Raw genomic sequence first — 17201 nt, 5'->3', positions numbered from 1 at the left:
GTAGCTTAATTGATTTTTATCATGTTTGCCATACAAACCCGAATAATCAGGCCGATGTCGATCTGGCCTTTGGTCTTGGCTTTGCTCTTGAGGTTGCCTCAGGCTTGGGCTTGACCGGCACTTTGGTTTTTGGCCTTGGTTTTTCTTCAGCTTTCGGTTTGCGCCGATTTTGTTCGGGCGCTTTGCGATCAGCAAAGGGGTTCGTTGAAACATTGAACTGGATGCGCAGTGGTGTTCCCTGTAGCTTGAATACTTCGCGGAACACATGCTCAAGATAGCGACGATACGAATCTGAAACTTTGTCCAGCGCATTGCCGTGAATAACGATGACTGGCGGGTTACGCCCACCCTGATGGGCGTAGCGCAGCTTGGGGCGGAAAATCCCGCTACGCGGCGGCGACTGCTTGGCAACTGCGTCTATCAATGTTCGCGTCAATTGTGGAGTCGACAAATCGGTCGTAGCCGCCTTGTAGGCGGCATCAACTGAACGGAAAACGTGCTCCAGCCCCTGCCCCTTGAGCGCTGAGACATAGTGAAAATTGGCAAAATCCAGAAACTTCAACTTGGCTTCGAGATCACCCTTGAGTTGATCCCGGACATAGGGATCAAGACCGTCCCACTTATTTACCGCAACCACCAGCGCTCGACCGGATTCAACGATGAACCCGGCGATATGGGCATCCTGATCGGAAATATCCTGCTGCGCATCGAGCACAAGAATCACCACATGGGCATCCTCGATCGATTGCAGGGTCTTGATCACGGAAAACTTTTCGATGGTTTCGAAAACCTTGCCCTTGCGCCGCAAACCGGCCGTATCGATCAGTGTGTAGTGTTTTCCGCCGCGTTCGAAATCAACATAGATGGCATCGCGGGTGGTTCCCGGCTGATCGAAGGCAATGACGCGCTCTTCGCCAAGCAGGGCATTGATCATCGTGCTTTTGCCGACGTTCGGACGCCCGACAATCGCCACCTTCAGAACATCGTTTTCGTTTTCACTTTCTTCAGGTTCAGGAAAGGGATCGAGCACAAGTTCGATCAAGCCTCGCACACCCTCTCCGTGCGTCGCTGAGATGGCGTACGGCTCGCCCAATCCAAGCTCGTGAAAATCCGCGATGACAATGCCCTGGTTCATGCCTTCGGCCTTGTTCACCGTGACAAACACCGGTCGCTCCGCCTTGCGCAGCTTGTTGGCAATCTCCTTGTCGAGCGCAGTTATTCCGGTACGGCCATCGACAACGAAGATGACCGCATCCGCCTCGGCGATGGCCTGTTCTGTCTGGCGCGCCATTTCATGCATGATGCCGTCTTTGGCGAGGGGCTCGAAGCCACCGGTATCGACGACCAGGTAAGGTTTGCTGCCCAGCTTGCCATGGCCGTAATGACGATCACGCGTAAGGCCCGGAATATCGGCAACAAGGGCATCGCGCGTTTTGGTCAGCCGGTTGAAAAGTGTCGATTTGCCTACATTCGGACGGCCGACAACAACGATGATTGGTTTCATTGCGCCTCGATGGCGTAAACACCGCCGTTACTGGTCTGCACCAGCAGAAGGCTACCCAGCGCCTGCAAAGGTGCGATAACCGGGCTGCCGTCGGTGGTCAGGCGGGCGACAAAAGATCCGTCGTCACGATTCAAAAAATGCACCACACCCTGAACATCGGCTACAGCGATCAGGCCACGACGTGTCAAGGGGGCAGATACGCGGCGCAAGGAAAGCTTGTCCTGCTTCCAGAGACTGGCTCCGCTTGCCATGTCGAGGGCATGCACCGAACCCTTGTCATCGGTAACGTAAAGGTAGCGCCCATCAATGGCCAAGCCTACCGCGCTCGACATGTCTCGCGCCCAGGCAAGATTGCCGTTGCTTAGGTCAAAACAGGCAACTCGCCCTTGAAAGGCGACGGCGCAAATCGTTCGCCCTGAGATAACCGGAGCGCTGGTGATATCGGCAACACGGTCCAGTTCGGTCGAGCCTTTCGGCAAAGCAACCGTGCCGTCCCACATTGCCGCACCGTTGGACGTACTGACGGCAATCAGCTTGCCACCGGGAAAACCGGCGAAAACAAATTTTCCTTCAATGACGGGGCTGGACGTGACACGGAGCGAAAGCGCGGGCGTTGGACGCTGATAGATCCATTTCCGCTTGCCGTCGAGTGCATCATACGCGGCCAACCGGTTGTCTCCGCTGCGAACGACAACGATGCCATCGCCCAAAGCGGGGGGGGAAAGAATCTCACTGGTCGCCTTGGCTTTCCACAACAGTTTGCCGTCGGCGCTGGCAAAAGCCAGCAGATCGCCTTTAGGCGAGCCAACCACTACCATGCTTTGATCCGCACCTACACCACCGGAAAGCGGTTGTCCGGCGTTGATCTTCCAGGCCAGCTTGCCGTCATCAATGCGGATCAGATTGCCATCCTTGCTGGCCGCATAGACGGTTGAGCCAACCACAGCGGGTGTAAAAGCATATACGTCGCTCTTGCCGACGCTTTCACGCCAAACGACACGCACTTCGGCCGTTGCCTTGATCGGCTGCAGTTCGGCCATCTTCGGCCCGCTGCTGGCGAAGGGATTCAGTGAATCCAGTGTCGAACAGCCGGCAAGCGAAATCGCCATAAAAAAGGCGGCAAGGCACTTCTTCATTGCTTGCTCCCGCCCAGCGAATCAAGTTTCTGCTGCAGGAGTTCGCGATAGACGGCAGCGGCCTGCCCCTGCCGACCCAGCGCCGAATTCTTCCCTTTGCCTGATTTGTCAGCTTCATCAAGCTTGGTCAGTGCGGTTTGATAGGCGCCAAGTGCTTCAGCTTTCTTTCCCTGTGCGCTGAGCACATCGCCACGTGTATCCGCAAAACGCGCCTCAAAGCCTGGGCTGGCGCTACCATCAAGTTGCTTCAATGCCAGATCGTAAGCCTTTTCATCGAGCAGCACGGCAGCCAGACGCAAACGCGCCAGATCGCGAAACTCGTCCTTGCCATGCTCAACAACCCAGAGCAGTTGTACCTTGGCGGTTTTAGCGTCAGTCGAATCAATCATTGTCTTGGCCGCTGTCAGTGCGCCAAGCGACGCATAGGTTGTGCTGCCGAATTTTTCGAGCAGTTCGCCACTTGCCGCCTTGATCCGTTGCGAATCCTTGTCCTGAACCGCTTTCTGCAGGACGTTGTAGACCATCGAGGCCTGTACTGACTGATTGCGCTGATACCAACTCCAGCCCTGCCAGGCAATAACAGTCAAAGAGGCTGCCGTAATAACGTTAATCAACAGACTGCCATGCTGCTTCCACCACACCTTGATTTCGGCGAGTTGTTCCTGTTCTTCGAGGTCGTAGGTAGCCATTAAGCTTCTTCCCAATCCAAAAATGAATTCATGATTTCGTCCGCGACACTGTCGACGCTGACACGTTTCTGTTCGTTCTGCAGTTCACCGGTGGCGCGCAAATGCTTGAGGGTGACCTCGCCAGCATTGGCCTCATCATCGCCGATAATCACGGCGAAGGTCGCCCCCGAAGCATCAGCTTTCTTCATCTGCGATTTGAAGCTTCCACCACCACAGTGGAACAGCACATCGATCCCCTGATCGCGCAAGCCTTCGGCAACTCGAGGGGCCAGACGCGAAGCCGCCTCGCCCTGATGCACGAGATAAACGTCGATTCCTTCAAGCACCGGTTCGCCACCCGATTCGCGAATCAGCATTACCAGACGCTCAACGCCCATGGCAAAGCCGCAGGCCGGCGTCGACTTGCCGCCAAGTTGTTCGACAAGGCCGTCGTAACGGCCACCGGCACAGACTGTGCCTTGCGCGCCTAGACGTTCGGTCACCCACTCGAAGACGGTGAGGTTGTAGTAATCGAGTCCGCGCACCAGTCGCGGGTTGATCTCGTAAGGCAAGCCGGCATCGCGCAAAACCTGCTGCACACCTTCGAAATGCGCCATCGATTCAGCGCCAAGGTGGTTAATCAGATTGGGCGCCGTTGAAATCATCTCCTGCATCGCCGGGTTCTTGCTGTCGAGAATGCGTAGCGGATTGGTGTAAAGCCGACGCTTGGCATCCTCATCGAGCAGATCGACGTGCTTCTCGAAATAGGTAATCAGTTCGGCGCGGTGACTGGTGCGCTCATCCATCTGGCCCAGTGAATTCAACTGCAATTTGATGCCGTCCAGCCCGAGATCGTCCCACAGCCGGGAACCCATCAGGATCTGCTCGGCATCGATGTCGGGGCCGGAAAACCCGAAGGACTCGACACCGACCTGATTGAACTGACGGTAGCGCCCCTTCTGCGGTCGCTCGTGCCGGAACATCTGCCCCATGTAATAGAGCCGTTGCGGGTGCTGTGCCGCCAGCTTGTTCTGAATCACCGCGCGCACGCAGCCGGCCGTGCCTTCCGGACGCAACGTCAGCAGTTCACCGTTCAGGCTGTCGATGAAGGAATACATCTCCTTTTCAACAATGTCGGTCACTTCACCGATAGCGCGCTTGAACAGTGGCGTCGGTTCGACGATGGGCAGACGGATCGGCCGGTAGCCGTAGCTCTTCAGCCACGAACGGACGGTTTCCTCGAAGATTTCCCAGAACTCGGCCTCGCCCGGCAGGATGTCGTTCATCCCGCGCACGGACTGGATATTTTGACTCATGATTTTGGTGCGAACTTTCTTTGGTAGGTTCTTGCCACGTAGCGATCCACAATGGCGGTAAATTCTTCAGCGATATTGTCGCCGCGCAACGTGACCGTCTTGGCGCCATCCTCGAAGACCGGTGCCGCCGGCACTTCGCCGGTACCCGGCAGACTGATGCCGATATTGGCCTGCTTGCTTTCGCCGGGGCCATTGACGATGCAACCCATGACGGCCAGCGTCATGTTTTCCACGCCATCGTACTCGATGCGCCACTGCGGCATGTTGCTGCGAACGTGTTCCTGGATGGACTGGGCCAACTCCTGGAAAAAGGTGCTGGTTGTTCGGCCACACCCCGGGCAAGCGGCAACCATCGGCGTAAAAGCGCGCAAGCCCATTGTCTGCAACATTTCCTGTGCAACGACCACCTCCTGCGTGCGCTTGCCGCCAGGTTCGGGGGTTAGCGAAACGCGGATGGTGTCGCCAATGCCTTCCTGCAACAACACGGCCATGGCAGCTGTCGAAGCAACAATGCCTTTCGAGCCCATCCCTGCCTCGGTGAGCCCGAGATGCAACGGGTAGTTGGAGCACCGGGACAACTCGCGATAAATGGCGATCAGATCCTGCACGCCGGAAACCTTGCACGAGAGGATGATGCGATCCCCTGGCAAGCCCAATTCTTCGGCCTTGGCGGCGGATTCGAGTGCCGAAGTCACCATCGCCTCGCGCATCACCTCGATGGCATCTTTCGGCTCGGAACGATTGGCGTTATCGTCCATGATTCGCGCCAGCAGATCCTGGTCGAGACTGCCCCAGTTCACCCCGATGCGCACCGGTTTGTCGTACTTGCAGGCAATCTCGATCATTTGTGCAAACTGCTCGTCGCGCTTCTTGCCGTGACCGACATTGCCCGGATTGATGCGGTATTTGGCCAGTGCCTGGGCACACCCGGGATGATCAGTCAGCAAGCGATGACCGTTGTAATGGAAATCGCCGATCAGCGGCACATCAACACCCATGCTGTCGAGATGCGCACGAATCCTTGGTACTGCTGCGGCTGCTTCGGGCGTGTTGACCGTAATACGCACCAGTTCAGAACCGGCACGCGCCAGTTCAGCGCACTGAATGGCTGTTTTGAGTATATCTACAGTATCGGTATTGGTCATCGACTGGACGACAACCGGCGACTCGCCGCCTACTGTCACTCGACCGATTCTGACAATGCGAGTCGGCCGACGCATTGCTGAACGACTGCTCACTGATTGCTCGCGCGGTATTGATACATCACTCATGCTATTCGAGGGAAAGGCGAGCTACACCATCCTTACTGCGCTTGGACAGATCAACTGCCCTGCCTTGGTATTGCAAGGTCACGTGCTCGGAGTTTCCAATGACCAGCGCAAACGGTGGCTGGCCTTCAATTTCTCGCTGACTTCCCGCCTGGCACAACTGCGAGAAAATGATCTCGCCGCTACGATCACGGACTTCCACCCATGAAGGTTGGGTGAAGTTGAACATCAACCCGTTGCTGGGCGTCGGAGCGCCTGCGGAAACAGGTGGAGATGGAACCGGGGGCGTTGCTGACGAATCCGCGAGCAAGGTTCCCGTTGGAGGAGCAACGGCTGACTCAGGCGCTTTGGCTTCACCCTTCTCCGGGGCAACAACCTTTTCTGCGGAAACTTCGCGTGATTGGGTTGCAGCTTTGAGCGCTGACAATGTCGATCGTAATAAATCCTCTGAAACAAGGAAGTAGGCCGACACGGCCAAGACCAGAACGATCAGGCCAGAAAGCACTCTGACATAATCTCGCCGATTGACCTTACCCTCCTTTGGAAGGCTGACTGTGGGTCCAATTGGCATCTCGAGTTCAGGTTCTTGCGGCATTTTCAGCCGATCAAGCGCGGTCATCAGAAGATCAGGATTCAGACCAAGCAGTCGTGCGTAATTGCGCACAAAACCCCGGATGATCGTATTGCAAGGCAAGCTCAGCCAATCGTCTGCCTCGATCGCCTCAACCTGACGAAGGCTCAACTTGATCGCCTTGGCAACATCATCCGCAGCCAGACCCTTTGCTTCCCTGGCTGCACGCAGTTGCTGACCAACGCTCAGCGCCAACTGCTCCATGGGATCCGTGGACGCTTCCGGAGTTCGATTCATTTCCAATTGGACACTCTCTTTATCATCCGATGGCCACGAAGGAACATTCGCCCCGCTCATTCGAAGTTACCTTTCAGAAACTCCTGATACTCAGGTGAGTCAGGAAATTTGCGCCGCAACTGTGCGGCCTGACTACTCTCGGCTGAACGATCGCCCAACCGGCGTTCAACCCGTAATAACAACCACAACACTTCCGCATCCGGATCGCTCAAACGAACCACATTTTTCAGATGCTCCTTGGCTGCGTCATAGTTACCACGCTTGTAGCTGATATTGGCCAATTGAAACAGGGCTTGCGGATTATCAGGTGAAAAACGCAAGTTCTTGCGGATAAACTCCTCGGCTAGAGCCAACTCGCCGATCCTGGAATAACACGTCCCGGCGTTCAGGTAGGCTGTTTCAGGCGTTTGGTACAAGGGACTTTTTATAGCACGCAAAAAGTAGGCAATGGACTCCTTCTCTTTCCCGATATGACAAAGAAACCAGCCATAGTTGTTGTTGATCTCAGGATCTTTTTCATCCAGGTTCAAGGCGCGCTGAAAGTCTTTTTCAGCGGATTCCAGTTCCTTGATGTAATAAAGCACAAGGCCACGCGTACTGTAGGCTTGGGCATAGTTTGGATTGATCGAGATGGCAATGGTCAATTCTTCGAGTGCAACAATCAGGTTGCCATTCTGAAAATACAGCGATCCCAATTCGGTATGCAGTTTTGCCCGTGTGTGGATATCTTTGGGAACCGCTGACGAAAGTGTATCTGCGGGTGGAGGAAGGGATTTCTGAGCCAGCGCAGAGGGAAGCGCCAGCAGCGCCAAGGCACCCAAACAGAAAAAAGCAAATAACCCGCGAAGGGCTTTCATCATGTCCTGACCTCGTGTAAATCGATCTTCCGACGTGCTGTACGTCGCGTCTTGTCCAGCACCTGTCCGGCCAACTGACCACAAGCCGCATCAATGTCATCTCCACGCGTCTTGCGTGTGGTGGTGACAACGCCAGCTTCCAATAGTATCTCTGCAAAGCGCCTGATCCGAGGGGACGACGAACGACGATAAGGCGAACCCGGAAACGGATTGAAAGGAATCAGGTTGAACTTGCATGACACATTGCGTGTCAGGGCTAGCAGTTCATGCGCCTGAATATCAGAGTCGTTCACCCCATCGAGCATGACGTATTCGAAAGTCACAAAATCGCGTGGTGCCTTTTGCAGATAGCGATCACAGGCCGCCATCAATTCACGCAGCGGGTATTTCTGGTTGATCGGAACCAGTTGGTCGCGCAATTTGTCGTTCGGTGCATGCAGCGACACGGCAAGCGCGACCGGACACTCTTCGCCCAGACGATCCATCACTGGCACCAGACCGGAAGTGGACACGGTGACACGGCGACGCGACAGGCCATAAGCGTTGTCGTCGAGCATCAAACGCAACGCGGTCACTGTGTTTTCGAAGTTGGCGAGCGGTTCGCCCATACCCATCAGCACTACATTGCTGATGATTCGGTCATCCGACGGACTGGCACCCAAGGCAAGGTTGGCCTGCCACAACTGACCGATGATTTCGGCCACCGTCAGGTTACGGTTGAAACCCTGTTTGCCGGTCGAACAGAAGGAACAGTCGAGAGCGCAGCCAGCCTGCGTTGAAATGCACAGCGTACCCCGATCATCCTCGGGGATGAATACGGCTTCGACGGCATTGCCGCCGCCGACGTCAAACAGGAATTTTCGCGTACCGTCATCGGAAAGTTTGTCCGAAACGATGGATGGAGCCAGCACAACCGCCATCGCCTTGAGCTTTTCACGCAGGCTCTTGGCGATATCGGTCATGGCGTCGAAATCACTCTGCCCGAAACGATGTATCCAGCGCAGCACCTGCCTGGCGCGAAACGGCTTTTCGCCGTGTTTGGCAAAGAAGGCCGTCAGGCCGGCAGAATCGAAATCGAGCAGATTGATTAACATCTTGAGGAGTCAGGAGAAAGAAGCCAAACGTTCGAAATTCATTTAGAAGCACGAAAAACCAAACGGTTTTCCTCCTCGCCCATCACCCACTTCTCCTGATGTGCTCTTAGCGACCGGAGTAAACGTTCATGGCCGGGAAGAAAAAGGCGATTTCACCCTTGGCGGTTTCAACACCGTCGGAACCATGCACGGCGTTAGCATCAATCGATTCGGCAAAATCGGCGCGGATGGTGCCTGCATCGGCTTTTTTCGGATCAGTAGCGCCCATCAGTTCGCGGTTCTTGGCGATAGCGTCTTCACCTTCGAGCACCTGAATCATTACCGGCCCTGAGATCATGAAGGAAACCAGATCCTTGAAGAAAGGACGATCTTTATGCACGCCGTAAAACTCACCGGCTTCCAATGGCGACAGCCAAGCCATTTTGGCGGCAATAACCTTGAGACCATTGGTTTCAAAACGGGAAAGGATCTTGCCGATAACGTTTTTGGCAACTGCATCGGGCTTGATGATGGAAAGAGTACGTTCGATAGCCATAAATCAAATCTCCACAAAGGAAAAGGTTAGGAAAAAGACAATACACTGACTAAATGCAAGAAGAACTTTTAATTGTACCAACACTCCGTCAGTAATGCTGAATTCCGTGGCCAGTGCAGAGCAATCTCCTGAATCTTATCCAAGACCAGGTTGTTGAGCGCGAACCTATCGAAAGTCACGACGAAAAAGTGGTAGCGAACCATCTGTCCGGCTAGTCCCTTTTCGAGGAACTGTCCATGACAGGACTACCTTGGCATAAATACAACGACTTGGAAAATAACGAGTTTCCCATAAGTGGCCTGCAAATTCATGAACTGCCCGGGCGGATTGAATTCGACGGATCGTCAAAGGGCTGATTCGATGACTGTCCCTTACCAGGCACCCGTTCGAACAGGGTCCGAGTCATGCTTATTATCGAGGATCAACAGATAACCCGGCTTGGCGTGAGTAGCCAAATTGGCGCCTGGCTTCAGTAGCCCCACTTTGTCGCTGAGTATATGGACGGCTTCGTTCAGCAAGACAAGCGTGCCGCCTGCGCCTGTTGTTGCACTGGCACCAACTCTGGCGGATGCGTCGTTCCTGAGTCGAACGACGCGGCTTGTGCTGCCGTCGCCAAGGCAAAGGCTATCCACAGCAGTCTAAGTTTCATTTGAACTCCGTCATCCTGTAAACAAAGCTCCACTCGTGGTGAAATAAACAGCAACCGGATTGGGATTATTTGATTCGTGCCGGGTCGTCAACTGTTATGCCATGAATATGCCGACTCACAAGATAGGCTAAATTTGCAGATTCGAGGGGGGGCTGCCGGGAAGTTGCACATGTCAGAGAGAGCATTTTCCACGCCACAAGGGCCTATAATCCGTTCCCTCAAATTGACCGGACGGCCCCATGCGCTACCCAACAATACTGATCGCTGCCCTTATATCACTAACCCTGACCGCCTGTAGCGAACCACAAGATACTCGCCCCGGCCAACCGGTAGATCATCGTCGGGCTGCTTTCAAGAAAATCCTTCTTGCCTTTGAGCCGATGGGCATTCAACTACGTGAAAAGCAGTACAAGGCAGATCGGTTCATTGTCCAGGCGAAGGAATTGGCCAAATTGAAGGATGGGCCATGGCAGTACTTTGGCACCGACACGAACTATCCGCCGACCCACGCCACCGCCAAAGTCTGGAGCGAGGCGGATCATTTCGAAGCGGACCGACAGGCCTTTTTACAGGCCATTGACCGCCTGGTCCTGGCTGCCGAAAGTGGCGAAGAAAAACAAGTGGCGACAGCTTACGAAGCTGTTCACGACAGTTGCCGAAAATGTCACAAGACATTCAAGCAATAATTGACACGCCCGGATCAACTGCCCTCAGTAAAATTGGAAGTGTCCAAGCATTGGTGCCACCTTTGAAGGACCGCTATAGCATCGTTTATGCGAGATGCAGTCAATTTGTCAGAGGGGGGCAAATTCAAACAGATAGCCTGTCACGACCCGCTTGTGACGAGCGTTGTCTTCTGCTTACTTGAATCGCCAGGTAATGCCTGCAGTGGCTGTATCCGTGGTGGTACGCGGACTGTCATTGTCGGCCGAGTGAATGAAACCGACCGCGAAATCAAGATCCTTGTTCGGCGAGTAAATCGCGCCAAGTTCCACGAAATCAGAGCGAACGCCGGTTCCTCCTGCACGAGCCGATTCCGTCCCCAGATCCAGTGCCAGTTTCCATTGTTCGGTTACATCCCATACCGGAGCAATCGAGACGCGCGTCTTAGTCAAATCAGGGTTGATCAAGGTATCGCGGAAACGGTCACGGCCCAGGCCTGCATTTAAGTGTATGGCACCGAATGGAACTTCCTGGGTAAGGATAAACGTCAAGTTGCCCGAGGTCTTGCCCGTGCCAAGCCCGCCGCTTTCCCGGTCAGAGCTGACCGGGAAGAGAATTTCCGGCTTGACCGCAAAACTGGTCTTGCTTTCTCCATTTTCGTAGAACCGCCACTTGCCCCCTATAGCAGGATTACCAGCGCCACTGGAACTATCACCCGAGGTGCCCGCATGAATCCTCGCGTAGCTGATCCCGGCAAAAATATCGATTGTATCGGTCAATCCCCGAGTATAAGCAACCGGCAAGCTACGTATCCGGTCAGTGTTGCCGGCCAGTTTTGCACGATCCTCATTAAAAGAAAGCTCAAGCTGATTGCCGCCGACACCCTGAGTTCCCGTATCGTCAGTAATCAGCGGCTGGAAAGCAAAGACTGGAAGCGAAATGCCGGCAAGCATCAGAAAATTTTTGAGTGGAATGACTTGAGCGGCAAGACGTGTGGATGACTTCATGAGCAAATTGTGCATTGGGAAAGATCCGTAATCAGAACTTGGTTACTACTATGCCTTTAAGCATAGCTTATAAGAATCGTTGTTGACCACATGGAATCTTGCCGGGCTACGAGGCTGTCAATACGCCATGCCAGCGGTGCATGCCGCAAGATCCGCATAAACAAAGGCTCCCACGGCAGTCCTGCTCAAGATGGCCGTCCTGCTTGCTCTGCAGGCATGGCTTCTGGAAAAGCTTTCTATCGTTGTTTCTTCGTGCCCTTCTCGACAACACGCAATTTATATTCGCTTTGCAGCACTAGCTCGATTTTCCAATGCTCTGCTGTCCAGCACCAGCACACGATAGAAGACGGGTATACTCTCGCGCTTTGGCGCTCCCTGTTATACCCACACGACAATAACGCAACAATGACAAACCGCAATCAGCCGCCCACTATCGCCAACAATACGCTGCCAGGCACTTCGTTGATTCCCCTGCCCTCGGCATGGCAGGCACCCGTCGAGACACAACTCGCCAGCGATGAAAAAGTTCTGGCCTGGCTGGAGATTGACCTTGACGCCCAGTTGCGATTTGCCCCCGGCGTTGTCGTGCTTACCAGTCATAGACTGCTCGCCAAAGCGGCTGACGATGGCAACTGGCAAACCCACGCTTTTCGCACCGGACTGACGCTGACGCGGAGTGATCATTCAGGGGTGGGCAGTCTTGAACTGCTTGATGACAACAACCGGCTGGCCATCTGGCGCTACACGCTGGGCGGGGATATTGCCGCAGGGCGATTGATCGAGCACTTCACCCGGCAACTCACCTTTTGCCTCACCGGTCTAATCCCGCCGCCACCGACGCAGGCACTTTGCCCGAACTGCGAAACGCCGCTGCTGGCCGGCCAGGAAGAGTGCCCGCTGTGCAGCAAGGAAATCCACGCGCCACCGTCGACGTGGACATTGTTCCGGCTGTGGCGCTTTGCCTACCCCTACCGCTGGCGGCTCCTTGCCGGATTCCTGCTGTCGCTGGCTTCGACAGCGGCAACGCTGGTTCCGCCGTATCTGACGATGCCAATGATGGACAAGGTGCTGATCCCCTATCAGAACGGCAAGCCGATCGACACCGCGCTGGTCACCCTCTATCTCTCCGGACTGCTCGGTGCGGCGCTGCTGGCCTGGGTGCTGGGCTGGGCACGCACCTATATTCTGGCGCTGGTCTCCGAACGTATCGGCGCCGACCTGCGAACGACCACCTACGAACACTTGCTGAAACTCTCGCAGGAATACTTCGGAGGCAAACGCACAGGCGATCTGATGGCGCGCATCGGCTCGGAAACCGACCGCATCAACATCTTCATCTCGCTGCATTTCCTTGATTTCGTCACCGACGTGCTGATGATAGCCATGACCACCAGCATCCTGGTCTCGATCAATCCCAAACTGGCCCTGGTCACGCTGCTACCGCTGCCAATCATCGCCTGGCTGATCCATGTCGTGCGCGAGCGGCTGCGCACCGGTTTCGAGCGCGTCGACCGCATCTGGGCCGAGGTCACCAATGTGCTGGCCGACACCATCCCCGGCATCCGCGTGGTCAAGGCCTTCGCCCAGGAAAATCGCGAGGCGGCGCGCTTTCGTGCGGCCAACGAGCACAATCTGGTGGTCAACGACAAGGTCAACAAGGTCTGGTCGCTGTTCTCGCCTACCGTCACCCTGCTCACCGAAATCGGCCTGCTCATCGTCTGGGCCTTCGGCATCTGGCAGATCTCGAAAAACGACATCACCGTCGGCGTACTCACCGCCTTCCTGGCCTACATCAGCCGTTTCTACCTGCGTCTCGACTCGATGAGCCGCATCGTTTCCGTAACACAAAAAGCCGCTGCCGGTGCCAAGCGCATTTTCGACATACTCGACCACGTTTCCAGCGTCCCTGAACCAGCCCATCCGGTCCATCTAACAAAAGTAACTGGCCGTATCGAGCTGCGTAACGTCGGTTTCCGTTACGGCACGCGCAGCGTCACCCGCGATATCAGCTTCAAAATCGAACCGGGCGAGATGATCGGCCTGGTGGGTCACAGCGGCTCCGGTAAAAGCACGATGGTCAACCTGATCTGCCGCTTCTACGACGTGACCGAAGGTGCGATCCTGATCGACGGTGTCGATATCCGCTCGCTGCCAGTTGCCGAGTACCGCAAGAACATCGGCCTTGTTCTGCAGGAGCCCTTCCTCTTCTTCGGCACGATTGCCGAGAACATCGCCTACGGCAAGCCGGAAGCGACACGCGAGGAAATTATCGCCGCTGCCCGTGCCGCTCATGCCCACGAATTCATCCTGCGCCTGGCCCACGGCTACGACTCGCTGGTTGGCGAACGCGGCCAGGCCCTCTCCGGAGGCGAACGCCAGCGCATCTCGATCGCTCGCGCGTTGTTGATCGACCCGAAGATACTGATTCTCGACGAAGCCACCTCATCGGTCGACACGACGACCGAGAAGGAAATCCAGAAAGCCCTCGACAACCTGGTACGCGGCCGTACTACCATCGCCATTGCCCACCGCCTGTCCACCCTGCGCGACGCCAACCGCCTGGTAGTGCTGGATCGCGGCAGTATTGTCGAGGTTGGGAATCATGATGAATTGATGGCGCAGGAAGGCCATTATTACCGGCTGTATCAGGCTCAGGCACGCAACGTCGATACCGAAGATGAACTAAGCCGAGTGGAAATTGAAAGAGGCTCCGGGGATGATCGAGAATGAACAGCACGCCTGACTATCAGCTTGGCCGCGACACCTTCGGTCGCCTGCTATTCACCGGCAAAGACGGTGAACTGCATGAAGGCGTTGTCCCGGTACGCGCTTTCCCTATTTCCTCGCCGGATCATGGTATTGCGCTGGTCGACGCGCACGGTTCGGAATTGGCCTGGATTGACCAGTTGAGCGATCTGCCGGACGAATTGCGCACCCTGGTCGAAGCCGAACTGGCGAGCCGCGAGTTCATGCCGGTCATCAGCCGCATCATCAATGTATCGAGTTTTGCCACACCGAGCACCTGGCAGGTCATCACCAATCACGGCGACACCAACCTTGTTCTCAAGGGTGAAGAAGATATCCGCCGTCTGGCTTCGCCGGGGCTGCTGATCACCGATAGCCACGGCATTCACTACCTGATCCACGACCGTTATGCGCTGGACCAGCATAGCCGCAAGATTCTGGATCGTTTCCTTTGAAAACACCGGTCGGGTTATTTTCCCTTAGAGGTTGTGAAAATATCAAAAATCCACCGCAGAGGCGCAAAGGCGCAGAGGAACCCCATTGTTTTTAAAGGTTTTCTCTGCGGAACCTTTGCGCCTCTGCGCCTCTGCGGTGGGTGTTCAAGAATTTTTTCACAGCCTCTGAGCGTAAGCGGAATGCCACGAATAGCGTTAATCGGAAGATAATCAGCCCTTTATTCATTTCACCGGCCAGCCCACTGTGCCAACACTGACGACACGAAAATGAAAGACATCAAGTTTCTCGAAATTCGCCATCTGCGCGGACCGAACATCTGGACTTACCGTCCGGTCATTGAGGCCATTGTCGATATCGGGGAACTGGAAGACTTTCCTTCGAACACCCTGCCCGGCTTTGTCGATCGCCTGAAAGAATTCCTGCCTTCTCTGATCGAGCACCGCTGCAGTTACGGCGAACGCGGCGGTTTTTTACGCCGGCTTGAAGAAGGCACCTGGCCGGGGCACATTCTTGAGCACGTCTCGCTCGAACTGCAGAACCTTGCCGGCATGCCCGGCGGTTTCGGCAAGGCACGTCAGACCTCGATACGCGGCGTGTATAAGGTGGTCATCCGGGCCTGGCATGAAGAGGTGACCCGTGCCTGCCTGGAAGCCGGCCGGGAACTGGTCATGGCCGCCATCGAGGACACACCTTTCGATGTCGCCACCACCGTCGAACGTCTGCACGACATGGCCGATCGCAAACTGCTCGGACCCAGCACGGGCTGCATCGTCGAAGCGGCGACCTCCAAGGAACGGCGTATTCCCGCAATTCGCATGCTATCCACCGGCAACCTCGTGCAACTGGGTTACGGCGTACGCAGCCGGCGCATCTGGACGGCTGAAACCGACCGCACCAGCGCCATCGCCGAAACCATCTCGCGCGACAAGGATCTGACAAAATTTTTGCTGCAATCCTGTGGCCTGCCAATTCCTGAGGGGCGGCTGGTTGTCGATGCGGACGATGCATGGGAAGCCGCCGAAGAAATCGGTCTTCCGGTCGTCGTCAAACCTCGCGACGGCAATCATGGTCGTGGCGTTTCCACCAACCTGACTTCGCGCCAGGATGTGGAAGCCGCTTACCAACTCGCGCTGGACGAAGCCGGCGAGGTAATCGTCGAACGCTTTATCCTTGGTAACGAGCATCGCCTGCTTGTTGTTGGCGGCAAGCTGGTCGCGGCGGCCCGGGGCGAAGAGGCTTGCGTGACCGGCGACGGCGAATCGACCATAACAAAACTGATCGACGATCAACTCAATTCGGACCCGCGGCGCGGCACAACGGAAAACTGCCCGCTCAACCTGATTCTTCTCGAAGACGACCCGGCGGTTCGGCTGGAACTCGAGCGTCAAGGTTTCCACGCTGACTCCATCGCGCCCGACGGCCAGAAAATACTGATTCAGCGCAACGGTAACGTCGCGCTTGATGTGACTGACCTGGTGCATCCGAGCGTAGCCGCCGTCGCTTCTCTCGCGGCACGCATCGTTGGTCTCGACATTGCCGGAGTCGACCTGGTCTGTGAAGACATTTCACGCCCGCTTGACGAACAGCGCGGCGCTATCGTCGAGGTCAATGCCGGCCCGGGTCTGCTGATGCACCTGAAACACGCCAACGGCGGGCCGCGCCCGGTCGGTCGCGCCATCGTCGAACACCTGTTCCCGAATGGTGACGATGGCCGCATTCCGGTCGTTGGCGTGACCGGCAGTTACGGGAAAACCATGGTTTGCCGCCTCATCGCCCGGCTGCTCACCCTTTCCGGAAAACACACCGGACTGGCCTGCAGCGACGGGCTCTTCCTTGATCGCCGGCTGGTTGACAAAGGGGACTGTGCGAAATGGGAGGCGGCCACCCGCATCCTGATGAACCGCTCCATTGAAGCGGCCATCTTCGAGAACGGTAGCGACGCCATCCTCGGCGAAGGGCTGGCCTACGACCGTTGCCAGGTGGGCGTCATCACCAATGTCGATGTTGAACATCACACCGGCCGCTTCTACATCGAAACGCCGGAACAGGTTTACAACGTTCTGCGTACCCAGATCGACCTGGTGCTGCCCAAGGGTGCCGCGGTACTTAACGCCAAGGAACCGATGCTGGTCGAGATGTCTTCGCTGTGCGATGGTGAAGTCATTTACTTCGCGCTTGACCCGGAGTTGCCGGCCATCACCGCACATCGGGCGCAGGGCAAGCGCGCGGTGATCGTTCGCGACGGGCGGGTACTGCTCGCCAGTGGCAAGGATGAAGTGTCGCTGGCCAAGCTGAAAGACATTCCGCTGACCGAGGGCGGTGACGCCAAACCGCAGGTCGAGAATGTTCTGGCGGCGGTTGCAGCCGCCTGGGCTCTCGGTATCTCGACCGATGTCATGCGCACCGGAATAGAAACATTCTTCGTCGAATAAGCA

15 protein-coding genes are annotated in these 17201 nt (G+C 56.0%); 4 read left to right on the top strand and 11 right to left on the bottom strand.

Going from position 1 to position 17201, the window contains the following annotated elements; translation table 11 throughout:
- Positions 1-46 precede the first annotated feature (46 nt).
- From der to ACOYNV_RS06760, 10 genes are all read right to left on the bottom strand, one after another.
- A complete protein-coding gene (gene der, locus ACOYNV_RS06805) occupies positions 47-1504 on the bottom strand; it encodes a ribosome biogenesis GTPase Der (RefSeq protein WP_422898999.1) in 1458 nt (485 codons plus the stop codon).
- On the bottom strand, positions 1501-2640 hold the full coding sequence (gene bamB, locus ACOYNV_RS06800) for an outer membrane protein assembly factor BamB (RefSeq protein WP_422898998.1): 1140 nt from the start codon (positions 2638-2640) through the stop codon (positions 1501-1503). Before bamB ends, der begins: the two co-directional genes overlap by 4 nt.
- On the bottom strand, positions 2637-3329 hold the full coding sequence (locus ACOYNV_RS06795) for a YfgM family protein (RefSeq protein ID WP_422898997.1): 693 nt from the start codon (positions 3327-3329) through the stop codon (positions 2637-2639). The genes bamB and ACOYNV_RS06795 overlap by 4 nt, the downstream gene beginning before the upstream one ends.
- Complete coding sequence (hisS, locus tag ACOYNV_RS06790; RefSeq protein WP_422898996.1) at positions 3329-4624, bottom strand: histidine--tRNA ligase; 1296 nt, start codon at positions 4622-4624, stop codon at positions 3329-3331. The genes ACOYNV_RS06795 and hisS overlap by 1 nt, the downstream gene beginning before the upstream one ends.
- A complete protein-coding gene (gene ispG, locus ACOYNV_RS06785) occupies positions 4621-5895 on the bottom strand; it encodes a flavodoxin-dependent (E)-4-hydroxy-3-methylbut-2-enyl-diphosphate synthase (protein WP_422898995.1) in 1275 nt (424 codons plus the stop codon). Before ispG ends, hisS begins: the two co-directional genes overlap by 4 nt.
- A 1-nt stretch (position 5896) precedes the next feature.
- Positions 5897-6760 (bottom strand): RodZ domain-containing protein, encoded by an 864-nt coding sequence (locus ACOYNV_RS06780; RefSeq protein WP_422899018.1) that lies wholly within the window; start codon positions 6758-6760, stop codon positions 5897-5899.
- A 56-nt stretch (positions 6761-6816) separates the two neighbouring features.
- On the bottom strand, positions 6817-7620 hold the full coding sequence (gene pilW / locus ACOYNV_RS06775) for a type IV pilus biogenesis/stability protein PilW (RefSeq protein ID WP_422898994.1): 804 nt from the start codon (positions 7618-7620) through the stop codon (positions 6817-6819).
- Positions 7617-8711 (bottom strand): 23S rRNA (adenine(2503)-C(2))-methyltransferase RlmN, encoded by a 1095-nt coding sequence (rlmN, locus tag ACOYNV_RS06770; protein ID WP_422898993.1) that lies wholly within the window; start codon positions 8709-8711, stop codon positions 7617-7619. The genes pilW and rlmN overlap by 4 nt, the downstream gene beginning before the upstream one ends.
- A gap of 106 nt (positions 8712-8817) precedes the next feature.
- Positions 8818-9246, bottom strand: coding sequence for a nucleoside-diphosphate kinase (gene ndk / locus ACOYNV_RS06765; protein WP_422898992.1), 429 nt, complete (start codon positions 9244-9246; stop codon positions 8818-8820).
- Positions 9247-9757: 511 nt separating this feature from the next.
- On the bottom strand, positions 9758-9895 hold the full coding sequence (locus ACOYNV_RS06760; protein WP_422898991.1) for a hypothetical protein: 138 nt from the start codon (positions 9893-9895) through the stop codon (positions 9758-9760).
- A 239-nt stretch (positions 9896-10134) separates the two neighbouring features.
- Here ACOYNV_RS06760 and ACOYNV_RS06755 point away from each other — a divergent pair, with 239 nt between their 5' ends.
- A complete protein-coding gene (locus ACOYNV_RS06755; RefSeq protein WP_422898990.1) occupies positions 10135-10581 on the top strand; it encodes a c-type cytochrome in 447 nt (148 codons plus the stop codon).
- 174 nt (positions 10582-10755) lie between these two features.
- Here the strand turns inward: ACOYNV_RS06755 and ACOYNV_RS06750 are convergent, their stop codons facing one another.
- A complete protein-coding gene (locus tag ACOYNV_RS06750; RefSeq protein ID WP_422898989.1) occupies positions 10756-11580 on the bottom strand; it encodes a transporter in 825 nt (274 codons plus the stop codon).
- Between the two features lie 390 nt (positions 11581-11970).
- Between ACOYNV_RS06750 and ACOYNV_RS06745 the strand changes: the two genes are divergently transcribed.
- The 3 genes from ACOYNV_RS06745 to cphA all read left to right on the top strand — a co-directional run bounded on the left by ACOYNV_RS06745 (position 11971) and on the right by cphA (position 17198).
- Entirely contained in the window at positions 11971-14295 is a 2325-nt protein-coding gene (locus ACOYNV_RS06745) for an ABC transporter ATP-binding protein (RefSeq protein WP_422898988.1), read from the top strand.
- A complete protein-coding gene (locus ACOYNV_RS06740; RefSeq protein WP_422898987.1) occupies positions 14292-14765 on the top strand; it encodes a DUF1854 domain-containing protein in 474 nt (157 codons plus the stop codon). Before ACOYNV_RS06745 ends, ACOYNV_RS06740 begins: the two co-directional genes overlap by 4 nt.
- Before the next feature lie 267 nt (positions 14766-15032).
- The gene (cphA, locus tag ACOYNV_RS06735) at positions 15033-17198 is read left to right on the top strand and encodes a cyanophycin synthetase (RefSeq protein ID WP_422898986.1); all 2166 of its coding nucleotides are present in this window, start codon (positions 15033-15035) and stop codon (positions 17196-17198) included.
- Positions 17199-17201 lie beyond the last annotated feature (3 nt).

This window comes from Propionivibrio sp. (assembly GCF_049316945.1).
Lineage (GTDB): Bacteria > Pseudomonadota > Gammaproteobacteria > Burkholderiales > Rhodocyclaceae > Propionivibrio.
The sequence above is the reverse complement of the archived record's forward strand: the minus strand, read 5'-3'. Positions and strand labels throughout refer to the sequence as shown.

Coding starts and splice junctions, on each gene's coding strand:
- bamB (WP_422898998.1), bottom strand. CDS start 2,640: ATGAAGAAGTGCCTTGCCGCCTTTTTTATGGCGATTTCGCTTGCCGGC.
- ACOYNV_RS06750 (WP_422898989.1), bottom strand. CDS start 11,580: ATGCACAATTTGCTCATGAAGTCATCCACACGTCTTGCCGCTCAAGTC.
- ACOYNV_RS06795 (WP_422898997.1), bottom strand. CDS start 3,329: ATGGCTACCTACGACCTCGAAGAACAGGAACAACTCGCCGAAATCAAG.
- der (WP_422898999.1), bottom strand. CDS start 1,504: ATGAAACCAATCATCGTTGTTGTCGGCCGTCCGAATGTAGGCAAATCG.
- pilW (WP_422898994.1), bottom strand. CDS start 7,620: ATGATGAAAGCCCTTCGCGGGTTATTTGCTTTTTTCTGTTTGGGTGCC.
- ispG (WP_422898995.1), bottom strand. CDS start 5,895: ATGAGTGATGTATCAATACCGCGCGAGCAATCAGTGAGCAGTCGTTCA.
- ACOYNV_RS06745 (WP_422898988.1), top strand. CDS start 11,971: ATGACAAACCGCAATCAGCCGCCCACTATCGCCAACAATACGCTGCCA.
- ACOYNV_RS06755 (WP_422898990.1), top strand. CDS start 10,135: ATGCGCTACCCAACAATACTGATCGCTGCCCTTATATCACTAACCCTG.
- hisS (WP_422898996.1), bottom strand. CDS start 4,624: ATGAGTCAAAATATCCAGTCCGTGCGCGGGATGAACGACATCCTGCCG.
- ACOYNV_RS06740 (WP_422898987.1), top strand. CDS start 14,292: ATGAACAGCACGCCTGACTATCAGCTTGGCCGCGACACCTTCGGTCGC.
- cphA (WP_422898986.1), top strand. CDS start 15,033: ATGAAAGACATCAAGTTTCTCGAAATTCGCCATCTGCGCGGACCGAAC.
- ACOYNV_RS06780 (WP_422899018.1), bottom strand. CDS start 6,760: ATGAATCGAACTCCGGAAGCGTCCACGGATCCCATGGAGCAGTTGGCG.
- ndk (WP_422898992.1), bottom strand. CDS start 9,246: ATGGCTATCGAACGTACTCTTTCCATCATCAAGCCCGATGCAGTTGCC.
- rlmN (WP_422898993.1), bottom strand. CDS start 8,711: ATGTTAATCAATCTGCTCGATTTCGATTCTGCCGGCCTGACGGCCTTC.
- ACOYNV_RS06760 (WP_422898991.1), bottom strand. CDS start 9,895: ATGAAACTTAGACTGCTGTGGATAGCCTTTGCCTTGGCGACGGCAGCA.